General features: G+C 45.8%; 13 protein-coding genes. All 13 read right to left on the bottom strand.

The genetic code is table 11. The features are described from left to right. The 13 genes from cyoD to ABTV53_RS24180 all read right to left on the bottom strand — a co-directional run bounded on the left by cyoD (position 1) and on the right by ABTV53_RS24180 (position 19,849). Positions 1–330 (bottom strand): cytochrome o ubiquinol oxidase subunit IV, encoded by a 330-nt coding sequence (cyoD, locus tag ABTV53_RS24120; RefSeq protein ID WP_215077953.1) that lies wholly within the window; start codon positions 328–330, stop codon positions 1–3. Further along, positions 331–951: a cytochrome o ubiquinol oxidase subunit III gene (gene cyoC, locus ABTV53_RS24125; protein WP_215077952.1), complete on the bottom strand. Its 621-nt coding sequence runs from the start codon at positions 949–951 to the stop codon at positions 331–333. Beyond that, positions 952–2,922: a cbb3-type cytochrome c oxidase subunit I gene (locus tag ABTV53_RS24130; RefSeq protein ID WP_433747303.1), complete on the bottom strand. Its 1,971-nt coding sequence runs from the start codon at positions 2,920–2,922 to the stop codon at positions 952–954. Between the two features lie 21 nt (positions 2,923–2,943). Next, entirely contained in the window at positions 2,944–3,918 is a 975-nt protein-coding gene (gene cyoA, locus ABTV53_RS24135; protein WP_433747306.1) for a ubiquinol oxidase subunit II, read from the bottom strand. 320 nt (positions 3,919–4,238) lie between these two features. Next, positions 4,239–4,502, bottom strand: a complete 264-nt coding sequence (locus tag ABTV53_RS24140) for a hypothetical protein (RefSeq protein WP_433747309.1) — start codon at positions 4,500–4,502, stop codon at positions 4,239–4,241. 331 nt (positions 4,503–4,833) lie between these two features. Then, positions 4,834–6,195, bottom strand: coding sequence for a GH1 family beta-glucosidase (locus ABTV53_RS24145; RefSeq protein ID WP_433747311.1), 1,362 nt, complete (start codon positions 6,193–6,195; stop codon positions 4,834–4,836). 16 nt (positions 6,196–6,211) lie between these two features. After that, entirely contained in the window at positions 6,212–8,593 is a 2,382-nt protein-coding gene (locus ABTV53_RS24150) for a glycoside hydrolase family 95 protein (protein WP_433747314.1), read from the bottom strand. A gap of 191 nt (positions 8,594–8,784) precedes the next feature. Continuing rightward, positions 8,785–10,482 carry an ABC transporter substrate-binding protein gene (locus ABTV53_RS24155; protein ID WP_433747317.1) on the bottom strand — a complete coding sequence of 566 codons (1,698 nt, stop codon included), beginning with the start codon at positions 10,480–10,482 and terminating at the stop codon, positions 8,785–8,787. Positions 10,483–10,804: 322 nt separating this feature from the next. Continuing rightward, the gene (locus tag ABTV53_RS24160) at positions 10,805–12,508 is read right to left on the bottom strand and encodes an ABC transporter substrate-binding protein (protein WP_433747319.1); all 1,704 of its coding nucleotides are present in this window, start codon (positions 12,506–12,508) and stop codon (positions 10,805–10,807) included. A gap of 375 nt (positions 12,509–12,883) precedes the next feature. After that, entirely contained in the window at positions 12,884–14,572 is a 1,689-nt protein-coding gene (locus ABTV53_RS24165; RefSeq protein WP_433747322.1) for an ABC transporter substrate-binding protein, read from the bottom strand. Between the two features lie 187 nt (positions 14,573–14,759). Then, a complete protein-coding gene (locus tag ABTV53_RS24170) occupies positions 14,760–15,662 on the bottom strand; it encodes a carbohydrate ABC transporter permease (protein ID WP_036606894.1) in 903 nt (300 codons plus the stop codon). Between the two features lie 15 nt (positions 15,663–15,677). Continuing rightward, complete coding sequence (locus ABTV53_RS24175) at positions 15,678–16,661, bottom strand: ABC transporter permease (RefSeq protein WP_036606891.1); 984 nt, start codon at positions 16,659–16,661, stop codon at positions 15,678–15,680. Between the two features lie 278 nt (positions 16,662–16,939). Then, complete coding sequence (locus ABTV53_RS24180) at positions 16,940–19,849, bottom strand: glycoside hydrolase family 2 protein (protein ID WP_433747324.1); 2,910 nt, start codon at positions 19,847–19,849, stop codon at positions 16,940–16,942. Positions 19,850–19,897 lie beyond the last annotated feature (48 nt).

Raw genomic sequence — 19,897 nt, forward strand, 5'->3', positions numbered from 1 at the left:
TTAATGTGCAACAGCATTGTTAAGCATAATCCAGATCGAACCAATCACGATAGTCATCATGATCAGCAAACCGAAGATAAGAGCCATAACATTCCAGCGTGGTTTCTCTGTTTCACGGATATGCATGAAGAAGAAGAGTTGAACCACAAACTGAAGTGCTGCTGTACCAAGAATCACAACGAGTGTTCCTGTTTTGCCCATCATGTCGTTCAAAACCACCACAAGTGGAATGATTGTCAGTACGACGGACAGAATGAAGCCGATGACATAAGACTTCAGTGAGCCATGTTGTTCATGGCCGTGGGAATCATGTGAGTTGTGCTCTGCCATCTACATCACCCCCATGAGATAGACGATCGACAGGAGGAAAATCCATACGACGTCCAAGAAGTGCCAGTACAAGCTGATAACGTTGATCTTACCGCGAGTAACGTCGGTAATCCCACGTTTTTTCAGTTGGAACATGAGTCCGATCATCCAAATCAAACCAAGCGATACGTGAAGTCCGTGAGTACCCACTAGGGTGAAGAATGCGCCAGAAGCCGCACTCGTCGTGTAACTAAAGCCTTCGTGAACCATCTCAACAAACTCGTAAACCTCCAGGGCGATAAAGCTTGCACCCAGAACAGCTGTAACAATCAGCCAGTTAATCAATTGTTTCACTTTACCCTGATTCATTGCCAGAACGGCAAGTCCGCTCGTAAATGAACTCGTGAGCAAGATAAATGTCTCGGCGATAACGCCAGGCATTTTGATCAGTTCGGACAAAATCGGTCCGCCCGCCGTATTGTCACGCAACACAATGAAGGTTGCGAACAATACGGAGAACAGGATAACGTCGGAAATCAGGAAGAACCAGAATCCGAGAATTTTCATTTCCTGTGGATCATGGTGGCCATGGTCATGACCATGCGCATGATTCTCACCGTGCTTAGCGGCTGCTTGAGCCATCTATACCGACCCCCTTAACGACGCTTCGGTACGCTTAATTTCGTCGACCGGAATATAATAATCCGTATCGTATGAGAATGAACGGGCGATCATACAGATGCCTACGCCAGCAAGTCCGAGAATCGCCATCCACAGCCAACCGAATACGAAGCCGAAACCAGCAACGAACCAGAAGACAGACATGATGAACGGAATCGAGGAATTCTTCGGCATATGAATCGGCTCAAGCGTTTGCTCTGGCGGATAGATGCCTTTGGCACGACGTTCTTTCTCTTCCCACCACTCATCAATATCATCTCCGCGCGGTGTAACGGCGAAGTTGTATTCAGGAGCTGGTGATGGAATTGACCACTCCAGCGTACGGCCATCCCATGGATCGGCAGGAGCTTTGAGTGATTTGTATTTGCGAATACCGTCTGCGATTTGCGCAACTTGGAACAGGAACCCGACACCCATCAGGAATGCCCCGATTGTGGATACGAAGTTCAATTCCCACCAGCCAGTATCCCAGCCGTAAGTGCTCAGACGACGTGTCATACCCATCAGACCGACAGCGTACTGCGGCATGAAGCAGACATAGAAACCAATATTCCAAGTCCAGAATGCCCATTTGCCCAGTTTCTCTTCGAGTTGGAAACCGAACATTTTAGGCCACCAGTAATACAGACCAGCGAAGTATCCGAAGACAACGCCACCGATCAATACTTGGTGGAAGTGGGCAATCAGGAAGTAACTGTTGTGGAACTGGAAGTCAGCAGGAGCAACGGATAACAGAACGCCTGTCATACCCCCGACAATAAAGCACGGGATAAAGGCAAGTGTCCACATCATCGGAGTCGCCATGCGAATCCTTCCTCGATACATGGTAAACAGCCAGTTGAATATCTTAACCCCTGTTGGAATAGCAATCAACATCGTAGTTACGGCGAAGAATGCATTCACGTCCGCTCCGGAACCCATCGTGAAGAAGTGATGCGCCCATGTGAAGAAGGACAGGAAGCTGATGATCAACATTGCAAATACCATCGACTTGTATCCAAACAGTTTTTTCCGAGAGAAGGTACTTACAATCTCGGAGAACACACCGAATGCCGGCAAGACGACAATGTATACCTCAGGGTGACCCCACATCCAGATCAAGTTGATATACATCATTGGGTTACCGCCCAGATCAAGTGTGAAGAAATGCGCCCCGGCAAACCTGTCGAGGAATAACAGTGCAAGTGTCACGGTCAAGATCGGGAAAGCAAACAAGATAATGATACAAGTGGAGAATACCGACCATGTGAACATCGGCATTTTCATCCATCTCATGCCTGGCGCACGCATTTTAATGATGGTAACCAGGAAGTTGATACCGGTAGCCAAGGAACCGATACCCGATATCTGTATACCCCATATATAGAAGTTCTGTCCAACCCCCGGACTGTGTGACAGCTCCGATAGAGGCGGATAACTCAGCCATCCTGCATCCGGTGAACCACCGATAACGAAGGACAGGTTAAACAGCATTGCGCCCAAGAAGAACAGCCAGAAGCTGAGTGAATTCAGGAACGGGAACGCAACGTCTCTTGCTCCGATTTGTAATGGTACGATAACGTTAAATAGACCAAACATAAATGGCATCGCCATGAACAGGATCATGATCGTACCGTGAGTTGTGAAGACCTGATTATAGTGTTCAGGATTTAGAAATTCATTGTTAGGCATAGCCAGCTGAAGGCGCATCATTAGCGCATCCACACCACCACGGAACAACATGATAATGGAAGCGATGATATACATGATACCGATCTTTTTGTGATCGACAGTCGTTAACCAGTTACGCCAGAGCCAGCCCCATTTTTTGAAATAAGTTAGCACCGCTACAATAGTAATCATGGTGATTCCGATAGCTACCATCGCACCATAAATGAGCGGATCACCGGTTACGAAAAACTCCGATGCAAACTCTTTAAGTCCCTCTAACATTGGGGGCCTCCTTTCGAATCTTTAGTTAGCACTCTTGTCCTCGTCTTGATTGGACGTATCAGTTGCATCTTGAATGGCTCCAGAAGCTTCACTTGAAATTCCATGCTTGCTGTGAGCACTTTGACCATCTACAACATACTTGGTCACAATATTTTGGAACAGTCCTTCTGGGAAGGAAGAATAATAAGCAACATTGCTTGTTCCTGGTTCAGCCAGTGCTTTGTAACCTTCTGTAGTCAACGCCTGAGAACTCTGTTTCACTTCAGCTACCCAATTGTCAAAATCTTCGTCCGATGTAGCATTCACATCAAAACGCATTTCTCCAAAATGCTCACCTGTGAAATTAGCGCCTGAACCCCAGTACTTACCTTCATGATCTGCCTGCAGATACAAGGTCATCGCCATACCCGACATCGTATAAATCTGTCCTCCAAGTTGCGGAATCCAGAATGAGTTCATCGGTGAATCCGCAGTGAGTTCAAATTTCACGGGCCGGTCTGCCGGGATATTCAGCGTGTTGACCGTTGCAATCCCTTGCTCAGGATACATAAACAACCATTTCCAGTCCAGTGAAGACACTTGGATGGTAATTGGTGCTTTCTCGTGAGCCAACGGCTTTGAAGGCTCCAGATCATACGTGTAACGAACCGTAACAATCGCAAGCAGTCCAATAATAATAATTGGAACCGTCCACCAGATTGCCTCAGCCTTCGTACTATGAGACCAGTTAGGCTCATAAGCAGCTTTGTTATCCGGCTGGTCGCGGTAACGCCATACGATTACGGCAGACAAAATGAGTACTGGCACAATGATGACAGCACACAAAATTGTCGAGATGACAATCAAATCTCTCTGCGAAGCGCCAATTGGTCCCTTCGGATCCAGAACAACGTACTGTCCACCTGCCAGCATTGGCCAGACAATCAATGCAATTGTAACCAACGTCAGGACAACCGGAATGATGATCCGGGTTAGCGACCTAGGTTTCTTGTTCATTTTGATCCCCTCTCCTTAAATTCGCTCATACTGAAAAATCAGTATACTACTCTCTTCCTACTAAAGATATCAGAAATGAACAACTTTTTTGTTCTTGTTAACAAATTTGTCGATTTTACACCTTAAATGTGTGAATTTTTTCTCACAAATCGCTTGCATGGTTGATATTTGCACATTGTAATCTTTACACTTCAAGTCACAAAATAAAACCCTTTGCAGTCCCGTTGAACAGTGTCAACGAATCCGCAAAGGGCTTTATCCACTGGATTCCGGGGGTACTTATCCAGTCTTATTATGAACGAATTAACGCAGGATTATAATCAATCGGCGCCTTCGTCTTCCCCGCGTGTATGAACAAGGCCAATCGCTTTGGCAATAACGTAAATAAACACACTACCTACAAGGAATCCAATACCAACCATCAAGCCAAGATTACGATCATTAAAGTCGTTTAGATTGATCAGACACATGACCACCCCCGTAATGAGTGCGACCCATGCCAGAACTGTCATCGTCAAGACGGCGCGCCGCATATTTTTGTCTTTGCGCTCCAATTGGCTAACCATTGCTGTCTTCGATGCCATAGTAAACACTTCCTTTTCCCTTTTTGTAAGTGCTTTCCTTATACCAATATACCACATCAATATGAATTTTAGTCAACAAATGTTCAAATTTTCTTCGCAATTTGGACACTTTATTTTAAATTTAACCGTTGACAAAACATTATCCATTTCTTCCTTACTTCTTATAACCCAAAAACCGTCTCTTCATAACAGTAAACACACTTGACCTTATGAAACCTTTATGAACTACTCATTTTCATCTGTGAAACAACAAAAAAAGACGGCGCATTGGAATACTCCAATGCTACCGTCTTTCTCATTCTTTTCATTCCTTCGGAAGCTGACATTGTGCCTATTGGGGATTATGTTCGTTCCGTGTCTCCAACCAATTATTCTTGATGACGTTCTGATACCAGTAATAGCTCTCCTTCGGCGTTCTCACCAGTGAACGATAATCCATATGAACAAGACCAAAACGCATGCGGTAGCCTTCTGCCCACTCAAAATTATCCATCAGTGACCACGCCATGTATCCTTTAAGGTTAATGCCGTCGTTAATGATGCGGTGAATTTGAGCCAAATGCTGTTCATAATATGAAATCCGGCGATCATCATTAATTTTTCCGTTCTCCAGGTCATCATTGATGCAGGCACCATTCTCCGTGATATATACATCCACATTACCGTACTTTTGCAAGTAATGCATGAATTCATACAACCCGCGTGATTCCACAGGCCAGCCTATATCGGTTTTGGTGAGGCCCATATCCACTTCTTCCGATTGAAGAACACCTGCTTCCGGATTGAAGCGATTAATTCCCATCGTGTAATAGTTGATGCCGAGCAGATCGATCGGTTGCGATATGATCTCCATGTCACCTTCTTGAATGGGTACAGTAGCACCCGCTTCTGCAAACCAATCCACCATAAATTGCGGATATGAACCTTTGTAGATCGGGTCAAGGAACCAGTCGGTATTAAGCGCGATCGATCGGTCACACGCAGCCTGATCCTCAGGAGATTTGCTGTACGGCTCAGCCCAGCAGACGTTCGGAGCAATACCAATCTGTCCCGTTATACCCAAGCGACGGAAGGATTGGACCGCTTTACCATGAGCAACCAACAATCCATGAGCAACATTGATTGACGTTTGCAGGTCTTTGTTTCCTGGCGCATGAATCCCGAGAAGGTTCGACAGGAACGCGATACACCATGGTTCATTAAATGTCAGCCAGAAGTTGATTTTGCCTGAGAATTCTTTGAAGATCACTTCGGCATATTTTACAAAAGCATCGACCGTTCGGCGGTTGCCCCAGCCTCCGTCATCCTCCAGCGTTTGTGGAAGGTCCCAGTGATACAGGGTGAGGAACGGTTCGATACCAGCCTCTATCAATGCATCCACGAAGCGATGGTAGAAATCGAGCCCTTCCCGATTGATCTCACCATCCCCATCAGGAATAATACGCGGCCAAGCAATGGAGAACCGGTATGTATTAATCCCAAGTTTCTTCATCAGTTCAATGTCTTCCTCGTACCGGTGGTAACTGTCACACGCGACATCACCATTGTCACCGTTATATACTTTGCCAGGGGTGCGCGCAAACGTATCCCAGATAGATACCCCGCGTCCACCTTCCTGTGCGGCTCCTTCTATTTGATAGGAAGCTGTTGCTGTACCCCAGCGAAAATCTTGTGGAAATTTAAAAATCGTCATGGTTTACTCCTCCGTCTCATAGTGACACGCGGATCGTCTGTCCTGCGGCCATGGTTAAATTCATTACATAATCGCCCTGAGGCGTGAGTTCTGCCTTCGCTTGTTCATGTCCTTCCACTCGCAGGGGATAAGCACTGCGAATATTTAGCGAGTCATTTCGGTCCGCCTTGATGACCGCTGAAAGAAGCTTATTATCTGTCCACGTCATGCCCACCGTATAACCACCTCTTGCACGAAGTCCTTCCACACGGCCTTGAGACCAGAGTTCAGGCAGTGCCGGCAGCAAATGTAACTGGTTCAAGTGGCTCTGTAATAACATCTCGGCGATTCCAGCCGTACCCCCAAAGTTACCATCGATCTGGAATGGTGGATGGTCATCAAACAGATTCGGATGTGTGGACCTGGCCAGCAACGTGCGCACAAACTGATGTGCCTGGTTACTATCCAGTAGTCGTGCATACAGATTGATCAACCATGCACAGCTCCATCCTGTATGCCCGCCACCTTGTGAGATTCGACGTTCAAGCGATACCCGTGCCGCTTCTACCAATTCCGGTGTGTTCACTCGATTGATCTGCTCCCCGGGATACAGTCCATACAGATGGGAGACGTGACGATGCCCTGGTTCAGATTCGACAAAATCCTTAAACCACTCCAGCAATTGTCCTTCGCTTCCAATTCGGAATGGATGGAGTTTGTCCAGAGCCTCCCCCCACTCACTCGCCAATAACTCATCTAGATTCAATTGCTTCGCGGCCTCAATACAGCGGCTGAACAGTTCACGAATTAACGTCATATCCATCGTTGAAGCCATGGATATACTCCTCGCCTCTCCAGCATCTGTGAGAAATTTGTTCTCTGGTGAAGTGGATGGAATCGTAACCAGATAACCATCAGGCCCCTCCACCAGCCAGTCGAGACAGAACAGCGCAGCCTCTTTCATAATGGGGTAGGCACGTTCCTCAAGAAAACGCTGATCACCGGTAAATTGATAATGCTCCCATAGATGCGAAGTAAGCCATACTCCGCCCATCGGCCAGAAAGCCCAGCTAGCATCTCCACCTGTCGGCGTAGAGGTCCTCCAGATATCTACATTATGATGGGCAGTCCATCCACGGGCTCCGTACAGAATGCGCGCCGTTCTGCGTCCTGTATCACTGAGATCGGTCAGCATATCAAACAGCGGCTCATGACATTCACTGAGATTGCAGACTTCAGCCGGCCAGTAATTCATCTCCGTGTTGATGTTGATGGTGTAATCACTATGCCATGGCGGTTCTACCTGATGGTTCCAGATTCCCTGCAGATTGGCAGGCTGGCTGCCCGGACGCGAACTAGCCATTAACAGATATCTTCCGTATTGAAAATAAAGTGCCTCAAGCCCAGCGTCTTGTTGCCCTGCCTGATAAGCTTGCAGCCGCTCATCCGTAGGTAATTCGGCGTTAGCCGATACCCCTAAATCAATAGCGACTCTGTTAAACAACGCGCTATGATCTTGAACATGTCGTTCCCGAAGCATTTTCGCACCATGTGTGATCGCTTTGGAGATCATATCCTTGCATTCCTCTTCCAATACAAGATGATCCTTCACAGGCAAAACATCATAACTTTCAAAGGACGTAGCGGCTGCCAGATAAAACACAACCTGATCAGCACCCTGAATATGTAACTTGCCTTCCAGATTGGAGACCTTCACCTGATCGCCAGATGCTGTAAACGCTACACGGACAGCATAAGCCGTCCCCCGATCCTCTTCATAGAGGACGGATTCGGGGTGATCCCTGAAGTAATTAGACTCCACATGACTTGGGCACCGACTGAACATGGTTAGAGCATCTCCCGAAGTCTCAACGCGATAAGGATGGGGGCTGTCTAGCGTAACACTTACACTCATAGCGCCCTTCTGATCAGCAGTCAATGTGCAGACCATTAGATCATCCGAAGCACTGGAATACACTTCACGTACATATTGAGTTCCTTCCAATGAGTAGGTTGTGGTTGCAATACCCGATTCCAGATCAAGCTCCCGTTCAAAGGCATCATATGAAAGATCATCCAGACCCTCATGGTGCAATAGAAAATGACCCATCGGCTGGTAGGCTTCTACATCACGACCGAGCATTTCACGGTTTAACAAATCTTCAGCTTCACCATACTGTCCGGACATGATCAACTCACGCGTCATTTTCAAATGCCGCTGACTGCTGTATTGAATCGTATCTCGCGGAAACCCTGACCATAACGTATCTTCATTGAGTTGTATTCGTTCATCCGCGACGCCGCCATACACCATGCCTCCAAAACGGCCATTTCCGATGGGCAGCGCTTCTTCCCAGCATTGTGCCGGTTGTCGATACCATAGACGATTGATTTTAGTTTGGATATTATATTGGGACATGATTAGCTCCTGTTCCTGAATTAGCTGTATATATCTTATGTTGTAAAACGTTTTCGGTAAGTGCTTACAATAATAAAATTATATGTGATTTCAAAATTTGCGTCAATGCAAATCATCACACATCAACCACATAAAAAAAGGCCCTTCACAGGGCCCTTTCCTTGTATACCTTGGATTGCAGACAATCCATATTATTTTACATCTTTTCCTGTCCAAAGGGAGACACGGTCTTTGACCCAAACGGTATATTGTTTCTCCATCTCCACTGCACCTGCCTTGTCCAACTCAGCGAGGAATGCATCATAGGTTGCATCAAAGTTCGCTGGTGTAGTCAGAACAGCTTCCGGAATACGTTTACGTACGATATCCTGCGTTTTCTGGAATGCTACGTTGTAATCCGTGTCAGAAGGTACAGGCATGTTGTATGCAGCGCCCCATTCTTTCAGCTTCAGATCATCTTCGGAAGGATAGAAATCTTTCCATGTGGTAATACCATAGGCTTTCAATGTCTCTTTCTCAGCTGCAGTGTATCCTGCTTGAATCTGCTCAGGGAAGTTCGTTGTGTAGTAGTTACCCGTAGAATCTTTCACACCATCGCCATATCTCGCACTAAAGGCACTATACATTCCGATACCTGTTTCCTTGCTGAAATTCGAGTTGTCATTTGTTTTGCGATCCTGAATGTCAGCAGGAATCACACGTTTGCCGTCTTCGACGTTATAGTGTTCGCCTTCGATTCCCCAGTTTCTAAGAACTTGTCCTTCATCAGAAGCAAGCCAATCCAAGAATTTGATGATCCGCACCGGATCTTTAGCCGAAGTTGTAATCCCGATGCCATAACCGTCAAATCCGGTTGGTTGGAACGTATGATCCACAATATCCTTGTTCAGGGACACGGAGAAGTGAGCATATGTGGCATCGTCCTTGCCCGCCGATTTGAGTGCATTCTCCGCTTCTTGATAATTCCACTCTTGGTCGATTAGACCGAGTACACGGCCACTGGCAATTTTGGACTTATATTGGTCATCCTTTTGTACGAATGCATCTTTGTCCAAAAGACCTTCATTGTACATCTTGTTTAACCAACGGAAATATTCTTTCTCCTCTGGACGTTTGTAGTGGAGCATAGCTTCATACGTTTCAGGGTTAATATAGTATTCACCATCATCCGGTGCACCTGTTGCCTGGAAGGCCGGGTTCGTTACCGTGATCATGATCTTCCAGTCATCCGCATTCAATGTCAAAGGAATGGTTGGTTGACCATCAATGGTTGGATGTTTTTCATAATAGGCTCTGAGTACGTTCTCATAATCCTCTAATGTTTTCACTTCAGGATAGCCGAGTTCTTTCAGTACTCTCTGTTGAATTTCGAATCCGCCACCTGCATCAAATACAACATTATCTACACCCATGTTGGTCGGAATCGTATATATTGCCTGATCTTCCATAGTGTATTTCAGACGGTTCATCTGGTCACCATAGATTTTTTTCAGGTTAGGAGCATGCTCTTCAATCAGATCCGTCAGATCGAGCATTGCACCTGCATCCACCAGCTTAGACAAGTTACCTTTAGGGAAGATGAGATCAGGGTAATCTCCGCTGGCTGCCATAAGTGCAACCTTCTGATCACCACCATTGTTCACATCGTACTCAGCTTCAATCGTAACGCCTGTTTGTTTGGTAATCTCTTTACCAACGGCATCTTGCATCTTGTTCCAAGTTGGGCTTGGATCTGCACCAAAGAACGTCACTGTTATTGGATCAGTTCCACTGGACTCGGTAGTCTCTTTTGTTCCCGAATTTCCACAACCAGCTGTAACCAACATTGCACTTGCGAGCATCAACATTGCAAACGTCTTCGGTGTATTGCCTTTCATTTTGCCTCTCATTGTCTAGTTCCCCCTATTATTTATGAAGGTTTTATCTGTATAACAGGCTTTTTGCCTGAGGATACCACTTTTTTTGAATACGCTTTCGATACGTGCTGTAAAATCAGATTTTCGGAGTCTAACAGTCAGCAGCACTCATTTTAAACTTTCTTCTTCTAACATACATAAAACGTTTTCGAAACATACTATAAAACGCTTACTGAAAGTGCTTACATGATAGATTATAGGCTATTCGACACCATACGTCAACAATAAAAAAAGCCCTTTCTCAAGGGCTTTTTTTGCTATGAAAACCATCAATTTTCATGCTTGGTTTTCAATCTTATTTCACATCTTTTCCAGTCCAAAGTGCTACACGTTCCTTAATCCAAGTGGTGTATTGTTTCTCCATCTCCACTGCACCCGCTTTATCGAGTTCAGCCAGAAGACCATCATATACGCTGTCGAAGTTCTCAGGTTTGGCAAGGATCGCCTCTGGAATCCGTTTACGTACGATATCCTGTGTTTTCTGGAATGTTACGTTGTAATCCGTGTCAGAAGGTACAGGCATGTTGTATGCTGCGCCCCAATCTTTCAGCTTCAGCTCATCTTCGGAAGGGTAGAAATCTTTCCATGTTGTAATACCATAAGCTTTCAATGTCTCTTTCTCTGCCGCGGTGTATCCAGCCTGAATCTGCTCAGGGAAGTTGGTTGTGTAATAGTTATCCGTAGCATCTTTTACGCCGTCACCGTATCTCGCACTGAATATATTGTACATACCCACGCCAGATTCTTTCGTAAAGGCAGAGTTATCATTGGTTTTGCGATCTTGTACATCTGCTGGAATAATGCGTTTGCCATTCTCTACTTGGTAGTGCTGACCTTCAACACCCCAGTTTCTCAGAACTTGACCTTCATCAGATGCAAGCCAATCCATGAATTTGATGATACGTACCGGATCTTTGGCCGAAGTCGTGATTCCGATACCATAACCGTCAAATCCTGTCGGTTGGAACGTATGATCCACAATATCCTTGTTCAGGGACACGGAGAAGTGGGCATATGTTTTATCGCCACCGTTAGACGATTTCAAAGCATTCTCCGCCTCACCATAGTTCCACTCCTGGTCGATCAGACCGAGGACACGCCCACTGGCGATTTTGGACTTGTATTGGTCATCCTTTTGAACAAATGTATCTTTGTCCAGCAATCCTTCATTATACATTTTGTTCAACCAACGGAAATATTCCTTTTCTTCAGGACGTTTGTAGTGCAGGACAGCTTCATAGGTTTCAGGATTGATATAATACTCACCATCATCCGGTCCACCCGTAGCTTGGAACGCCGGGTTCGTTACCGTAATCATAATTTTCCAGTCATCTGCATTCAATGTTAACGGAATCGTCGGTTGACCATCAATCGTTGGATGTTTCTCATAATACGTTCTCAGTACGTTCTCATAGTCCTCAAGCGTTTTTACTTCAGGGTAGCCGAGCTCTTTCAATACTCTTTGTTGAATTTCGAATCCGCCCGTAGCGTCAAACGCAACGTTATCTACACCCATATTCGTCGGGATCGTGTAAATGGATTGATCTTCCAAACTGTATTTCAGACGGTTCATCTGATCACCATAGATTTTTTTCAAGTTGGGAGCATGCTCCTCAATCAGATCGGTCAGGTCCAGCATCGCGCCTGCATCCACAAGCTTAGACAAGTTGCCTTTAGGATAGATAATATCAGGGTAATCACCACTGGCAGCCATCAAGGGAATCTTTTGGTCACCACCATTATTCACATCATACTCAGCTTCAATTGTAACTCCCGTTGCCTTCGTAATCTCTTGACCGACAGCATCCTTCATGTTATTCCAGTTTGGACTCGCGTCTGCACCAAAGAATGTAAAGGTTACTGGACTCGTTGTGTCTCCGGAATCAACCGGCTTTTCTGAAGCGTTAGATCCTCCTCCATTGCCACTGCATCCTGCTGTAATTGCAAGAGCACTGGCTAACAGAAGCATTGCGAATGTTTTTGGTGTTTTGCCCTTCATGTGTAATCCCCCTTATGGATATAATGAAGCTGTATATTTGTATAACAGGCTGACCTGCGCATACCGTGACCAGATGAAACGAATGTAATTTTCTTGTTTATATAACATTAGAAGCGTTTTCTTAAAATAAAAAAATGTTCTTTTCTAACCCTTTTCCTCTTCATTCCTACAAGTGTTAACTTTGAGATTCAGGTGTATATCTCGTGATGTACAAGCAAATGTAAGTGCTTTCATAATTGAATAATAATCGCTACCATATCCCTTGTCAATAGTGAATTTATAAAATTGAAAACGTTTTTTAGAAAACGTTTTAGATAAAAAAAGAACCCAGATATTCTGGATTCTTTCTCGTTTTAAATCTGAATTGCTAATCGTTTATTTAGCCTCTTCACCGCTCCACAATTGAACACGGTTTTGAACGAGTTCTGTATATTGTTTCTCCATATCCTCTGCTCCTGCTCGGTTCACTTCTGCAATCATGTCGTCATAGATCGCATCGAACTGTTCAGGAGTACTCAGAATGGCTTCCGGGATACGCTTCCGGATGATATCCTGGGTTTTCTTGAAGATTACGTTGTAGTTGGAGTCACCTGGTGTTGGCAGATTGTATGCTGCTCCCCATGGTTTGATTGGGAACTCGTCTTCACTCGGGAACAGATCTTTCCATGTAGTAGCACCGTATGCTTTGAGTGTTTCTTTCTCTGCATCGGAATATGCTGCCACGATCTGTTCAGGGAAATTCGTAGTGTAGTAGTTATCCGTTGAATCCTTCACACCGTCTCCATAGTGACCGGACAGATTGGTGTAAAGTCCAATACCCGTTTCTTTCTGGAATACGGCTGCATTATTGGTTTTCTGATCCAGAATGTCGGCAGGAATGACACGTTTGCCGTCCTTCACTTCGTACTGATTTCCCTCAATTCCCCAGTTCATCAGCACTTGCCCTTCTTCAGAAGCCAAGTAATCGAAGAATTGGATCGTACGAACCGGGTCAGGATTCGATGTTGTAATCCCTACACCCCAACCGGATACAAAACCAGGATCTTGGTAGGCATGATCCTTGATTTCCTTGGACAGAGTTACCGGGAAGTGTGAATACGTAGCTTCAGACTTCCCAGCGGATTTCAATGCATTTTCTGCATCGGAATATCCCCAATCCTGGTCAATGACACCAAGAACACGACCACTTGCAATTTTGGATTTGTATTGGTCTGTTTTCTGAATGAAGCTGTCCTGATCAAGGAGTCCCTCATTGTACATATGGTTCAACCAGCGGAAATACTCTTTTTCCTCTGGACGTTTGTAATGCAGACTTGCTTCATACGTCTCTGGATCGATGTAGTATTCACCGTCATCCGGAGCTCCTGTTGCCTGAAAGGCAGGGTTCGTTACGGTAATCATGATTCTCCAATCATCCGCGTCCAATGTTAAAGGGATCGTTGGCTGACCATCAATTGTTGGGTGTTTCTCTTTGTATGCCTTCAATACATTCTCGTAATCCTCAAGTGTACGCACTTCCGGGTATCCGAGTTCTTTCAGTACACGGTGCTGAATACCAAATCCTCCACCTGCATCAAAGTACTTTTGGTCTACCGCATAATACGTTGGAAGCACATAAATAGCCTGATCTTCATTACTGTATTTCAACCGGTCCATGTAATTACCATACAGCTTCTTCAGATTGGGAGCATATTGGTCGATCAGATCTGTCAGATCGAGCATTGCTCCGGCATCCACCAGTTTGCTGAGTTCTCCTTTGGGGGAGACGATATCCGGATAGTCTCCGCTCGCCGCCATTAAGGATATTTTATCTTGACCACCACTAACGGCAAACTCACCGTTAAGGGTTATCCCTGTTTTTTCCGTAAGGACTTTACCTACTTCGTCCTTCATGCCATTCCAGTTCGGACTGGGGTCAACGCTGAAGAAATCAAAAGTAAGTGGAGTTGTCTCTGCGCTTGTATCCTTGAACGACGTATCACCGCCGCTTCCTCCACCGCAACCTGCGAGTAAAGACATTGCAAGCACTGGTGCCAGTGCAATCTTCATTTTGGAACTTGCCATAATGGTAATCCTCCCTGTTTCATATGTCTGTCTTATCCGGGACTTTTTTGTCCCTGTCTATAGCTTCATGAATACCACACCGCAGCCCTATACGGTGAAGCGCAGACCAAATGGCTGCGCTTCGGGCATCCTGATGCTTCATTTGTAGATGTACGGCCGCTCTATTTGGCAGCCTGTACCCACTTGCTTAACCTTTTACTGCGCCCAGTGTCATACCGCCAACAAAGTACTTCTGAAGGAATGGATATACAATGAGGATTGGAACCGTTACAACGATCGTAATCGCCATTTTGATCGATTCCGGTGAAATCTGTGTCATTTGCTGCGCCATATCATTGGCATTTCGTCCAGCACCTGAGCCTTGCTGCGTACTTTGCAATACTTTCATCAGCTCATATTGGAGCGTGGTCAGATGTGCCTTTGAACCATTATATAGGTACGTATCGAACCACGCATTCCATTGTCCTACAGCCAGGAACAACGCGATGGTAGCAAGCACTGGTTTACACAGTGGCAAGATGATTCTGTAATAGATTGTAAAGTCATTCGCTCCGTCCAGCTTCGCGGATTCCTGCAATGAGTATGGCAGGCCATCAATGAATGAACGGATGATGAACACGTTAAATGCACTGATCATGCCAGGCAACACATATACCCAGAATGTACCGATCAGGTTCAAGTCACGCATCAGAATGTACACCGGAATCAGACCACCGGAGAAATACATCGTGAGCGCGAGCGTTGTGGAAACAAATTTTCTAAGTCCAAAATCAGGTCTGCTCAGTGTAAAGGCGATCATGGATGAACTGATCAATCCGAGCACGGTACCTACAAGTGTACGCAGAATGGAGATCTGCAAACCTTGCAGCAATCCATCATATTGGAAAATCGTTTTGTAGTTCTGTAATGTGAATTCGCGAGGCCACAAGTAAATTCCGCCACGTACTGTATCTGTCGAGTTATTGAGTGAGATCGCTAGTACGTTAAGGAATGGATAAAGTGTTACAACCAGCACCATGGTCATCGCGAGGATGTTGAATATATCGAACAGTTTATCGCCCCGAGTAGCATTGAATGCTTTGTTCGCCATAATGTCGTCCCCTCCCTACATGATGCTTTCTTTAGTGAATTTTTTGAACAAGCCGTTCGCAGTAAACAGAAGGATGATACTGACAACGGAGTTGAATATACCTATGGCTGTACCATACGAGAATCGTCCCATATTCAAACCATAATTGAGCGCGTATAGATCAAGGACTTCCGAGTAGTCTGTGACCAAACTGTTGCCAAGCAAGAACTGCTTCTCGAAACCGATACTGATAAGATGTCCAATTGACATGATGAAAAGTACGGAAATCGTGGTCCGTATGCCAGGCAGCGTGATGTGCCACATTTGTCTCCAGCGGTTGGCCCCATCTACACGGGAAGCTTCATACAGCTCATTGTCGATACCTGTAATCGCCGCCAGATAGATGATGGCATTCCAACCGGTTTCCTTCCACATATCTGAAGCGGTTACAATGTACCAGAACAAGTTCCCCTTGGCCATGAATTGGATCGGCTGATCGATAATGTTCAGTCCTACCAATAGATCATTGATAATCCCGCCATCGGTGGAGAGCATCTTGGTGATAATACCTGCCACAACGACCCAGGATACAAAGTGAGGCAGATAGGATACCGTTTGCACGGCACGCTTGAAGAACATGCCTCTCATTTCATTCAGGAGAATAGCGAAGAATATCGGCACGATAAAACCGACAACCAGTCCCATCAAGCTCATCGCAAGCGTATTTCGAAGTACCAGATAGAAGCGATCATCACTGAACAGCTCTACAAAGTGTTTAAAACCAACCCACTCCTGATCACCAAATGATCTGGCAGGTTTATAATTTTGGAAAGCCATCGTCCATCCCCATAGTGGCAGATAGTTAAATACGAAAACCCAAGCTACGAATGGCAATGACATGAGATAGAGATATTTCTGTTGTTTCATTCTGTCCCAAATTCCGTTCCGCCGATTCTTTAAAGGCGGTTTGGGGTCACTGCTTCTGTTCGCGGAAGCGGATTTTTTTGTTAGCGTTTCCATCTCCGTTCCCCCTCCTCTGTTTTATAAAATAATCATACTCGATAGAGCGTTTTCAAAATACCATCTGGATTTTAGAGAAAATCATATAAAAATTAGATATAGGCATATATAATCCGACATAAATTCGTTAAAATCAGTGATAAATTCTACTTATAAATAAAACAAAAGTCATATTAAGGTAAAATACTATCCAAAGTGGTAAATATCGAAAACGTTTTATAGTAATCGTTTACTTTAACTGCATGGCATACAAAAAGGACCCTTTCGGGTCCCTCTGATTACAATGTAAATTGAATGGTTTGCAGTTTAACGATCCCGAGTAATTGCGCTACGGATATGGTAGTTGCTGGACGGAATTGATCTCCATTCAGATACGCAAGTATCTCCTGAAATAAGTAGGCGGCTTCCGGACGCTTCATTAAAGCCAGATTGGCAAACGGAAGTGAGGATACCAAAATCTTGCCCTTCCCTACTTTTGCCTCAAAGGCATACGCGAGTCGTTTGGCCCGATGGAAATGGTCCACCACTTCGATCAGCGGCTCCACCCCGGGCAACGTATCCAAACATATCGCTGGTGTACCGTTCACCAAGTGATACCAATGCCAGTCCGAAGCCCCATCATGCGGGAAGGAGCCTAGTAGTGCTAGCTGTTCTCTCAAATACATGCCCATCGTTGCACCAGGCTGTGTAGCAAACATCAGATAATTCCAGAATACAGGCAGATACTTGGTCTCCACCGAATCATGTAACCCTTCTGCGTTTGGCTGTAGCCAAACACTCCCCCCGTTGACCACATAATCAACGACATTGGGTGTTAACGACTGGACGATAACCAAGTCAATCTTCCGATTTTTCAACAACTGAAATCCATCGATGCGATCTACGCAATCATGTTGTGCTTCCCCGAGAAGTGGCTGCAGCTCTGCCATGGTATTCCAGAACCGATTCGAATTCGGATGAGACTGATAAACAGGAAACGACCAGCCCTGCCATACATTCGCTACAGTTCTTTCTGAATTGCCTGATAACAACTCCGCTTCAACCCGAAAAGCTGCTGCTGCTTTCCGAGGTGCTGTAGCGACGATGCTTCCCAGTGACATGACGGACCCACATTGGATATCTCCGGTCTTCCATGCCCCTTCAGTAAGTATCACATCATCACTTATTAACCTCCACTGAATGATTGCTTCCTCAAGCGGCTCCTTACCGTAGTGAGAGATGCGTACATCGACATGAATGGGTTCTCCGGCGTAAAATGTACGCTCCTTGCAGCTTAACAACAGCACCACATCTGCGTTGAATCGCATGAATTCTTCCGGTGTTGTAATGCCTTTGTCATCCCAAAATACGTCCAGAATGCCCGTCGTTGCATGTCCTTGCCCTGGAAAATCGCGAATGTCCAGAAGCTGTACGCCTGCAGCGTCCGGTGTTCGCCGAATTCGCTCCATGGCTTCTTTGAGGGAACGTACCAGATGGGTACCACTGACCTGTTGAAAATGCTCCAGGTCCTCAATCATGCCTTTGTTTGTTAACGATTCTTCGATCGGTCGTAACCAGCTAGGACGCAATATGCCAGTATATTTGGCTCGCTCTTGGGGCCGCACATACATGGTGTACTGTGCATGTTCGTGCCCAATGACGGGATGCTCCGCAAGCCGGGTGACTGCATGATAGTCCAGCGTGGTATCCGGCACAGCAGAATATGCGGATTCCAACGGGGGATGCCAGTTCAACGACTGAATATAATAATCACCTTCCCGCCCTTGCGCCGGAAGCTGTCCAAAACCTGTATTGTCCGTATATAACCGGGTCGGGTCCATATCCCTTGCCCTTGAGACCAATGCATTGAGTTCGGGGTGACCATTCGGACCAATGAGTTCATTCCCCATGGAGAACATGACGAATGAAGGATGTCTATGCAGCGACTGGAGCAACCCGTCCAGTTCTTGTGTCAGATAGGACAATACCTCAGCTGGCGCAGACTGATTCGATTGCTCAAAGAAACGAGACCAATGTGGGAGTTCTGCCTGCACCAGCATGCCCGTTTCATCAGCTGCCTCCCAGAAAGGCTCCGGCGCGCTCCACCCATGCAGTCGGACATGATTGAAGCCATACGATCTGGCAATTCGAAATTGCTGAAGGTAATGCTCCTTATCCCAGACGGGATAACCTGTAAATGGAAAGATACAGCAATCGACGTACCCGCGCAGATACACCGGTGTCCCATTCAATTCAAGCTGCTTCCCGTTTGCTGCAAAGGAGCGTACACCAAATGATTGCTCCAGCCGATCCAGTTCCTGTTCACCGTCATGGAGACAGATCACTGCCTTGTAAAGTTCAGGGGATTCATCCGACCATCTTGCGATAGACTTCTCTGCCCCTAGTTCCAATCGCCACTGATCTATTAAAGCGTTGTTGTCAGTTACATCTGCTGAGCTTATATCCACATGCAATGGATCACTCAGATTTACATTACAACTATATCGATCAAGCCATGTGCCGTCCGGATGCTGGATATCCACATGTAATTGCATCGATCTAGCGGATTCATTTGCGGGAGCGCTTACAGTAAAATCAACCAGAATGGTTCCGTTCTCAGCATCTGGTTGAATCCGTAACGTCTGTAATCGGCATGGGGGCAGACTGTCCAGATAAACACCACCCGTGATTCCACCCCAGGCTGTGGCCGTATGCAATGAATGAATATGGCTACCCGCCAGCGGAAGTTTCATCGTATTATCCACTCGGATCTCCACACGATTCACTTCTCCCTGCTTCACCAGAGAGGTAACATCCCACTTCTGTTGATTCACCAGACTATCCTGCTGCCCGGCATACTGTCCATTGATCCAGAGATTCGTTGTCCATCGGACCCCTTCCAATCTGAATATATACTGGCAACCAGGATCATCTGTTGGAACCGTAACATCCTGAGCATACCAGGCTAGGCCTTCATACTCACGTACCTTGGTCCAGGTATCAAGCCTTTCGTACTCAGGCTCATCTCCGTATCCTTGCTCTTCCCATGAACCGGGAATCTGAATGGTCTCCCATGATGTATTTTCACACTGCGAAGGCGGTGTTATCTTTTGTTCAACGAGTTCATCGGACTCCAGATCCAAACAAAACTGCCATGTTCCATTTAAGTTCAATGTATGACGTACAGCACCTATATCAGACAAATTCATATCGTATAGCCATCCCTTCATCTGGATTCTTGTAAATCCAGTCTAAAA

It is taken from the genome of Paenibacillus amylolyticus (assembly GCF_050990605.1).
GTDB classification, from domain to species: Bacteria; Bacillota; Bacilli; order Paenibacillales; family Paenibacillaceae; genus Paenibacillus; species Paenibacillus amylolyticus_H.

Bases quoted from the DNA above. Each gene is read 5' to 3' on its own strand.
- cyoD (WP_215077953.1), bottom strand. From the start codon at position 330: ATGGCAGAGCACAACTCACATGATTCCCACGGCCATGAACAACATGGC.
- cyoC (WP_215077952.1), bottom strand. From the start codon at position 951: ATGGCTCAAGCAGCCGCTAAGCACGGTGAGAATCATGCGCATGGTCAT.
- ABTV53_RS24130 (WP_433747303.1), bottom strand. From the start codon at position 2,922: ATGTTAGAGGGACTTAAAGAGTTTGCATCGGAGTTTTTCGTAACCGGT.
- cyoA (WP_433747306.1), bottom strand. From the start codon at position 3,918: ATGAACAAGAAACCTAGGTCGCTAACCCGGATCATCATTCCGGTTGTC.
- ABTV53_RS24140 (WP_433747309.1), bottom strand. From the start codon at position 4,502: ATGGCATCGAAGACAGCAATGGTTAGCCAATTGGAGCGCAAAGACAAA.
- ABTV53_RS24145 (WP_433747311.1), bottom strand. From the start codon at position 6,195: ATGACGATTTTTAAATTTCCACAAGATTTTCGCTGGGGTACAGCAACA.
- ABTV53_RS24150 (WP_433747314.1), bottom strand. From the start codon at position 8,593: ATGTCCCAATATAATATCCAAACTAAAATCAATCGTCTATGGTATCGA.
- ABTV53_RS24155 (WP_433747317.1), bottom strand. From the start codon at position 10,482: ATGAGAGGCAAAATGAAAGGCAATACACCGAAGACGTTTGCAATGTTG.
- ABTV53_RS24160 (WP_433747319.1), bottom strand. From the start codon at position 12,508: ATGAAGGGCAAAACACCAAAAACATTCGCAATGCTTCTGTTAGCCAGT.
- ABTV53_RS24165 (WP_433747322.1), bottom strand. From the start codon at position 14,572: ATGGCAAGTTCCAAAATGAAGATTGCACTGGCACCAGTGCTTGCAATG.
- ABTV53_RS24170 (WP_036606894.1), bottom strand. From the start codon at position 15,662: ATGGCGAACAAAGCATTCAATGCTACTCGGGGCGATAAACTGTTCGAT.
- ABTV53_RS24175 (WP_036606891.1), bottom strand. From the start codon at position 16,661: ATGGAAACGCTAACAAAAAAATCCGCTTCCGCGAACAGAAGCAGTGAC.
- ABTV53_RS24180 (WP_433747324.1), bottom strand. From the start codon at position 19,849: ATGAATTTGTCTGATATAGGTGCTGTACGTCATACATTGAACTTAAAT.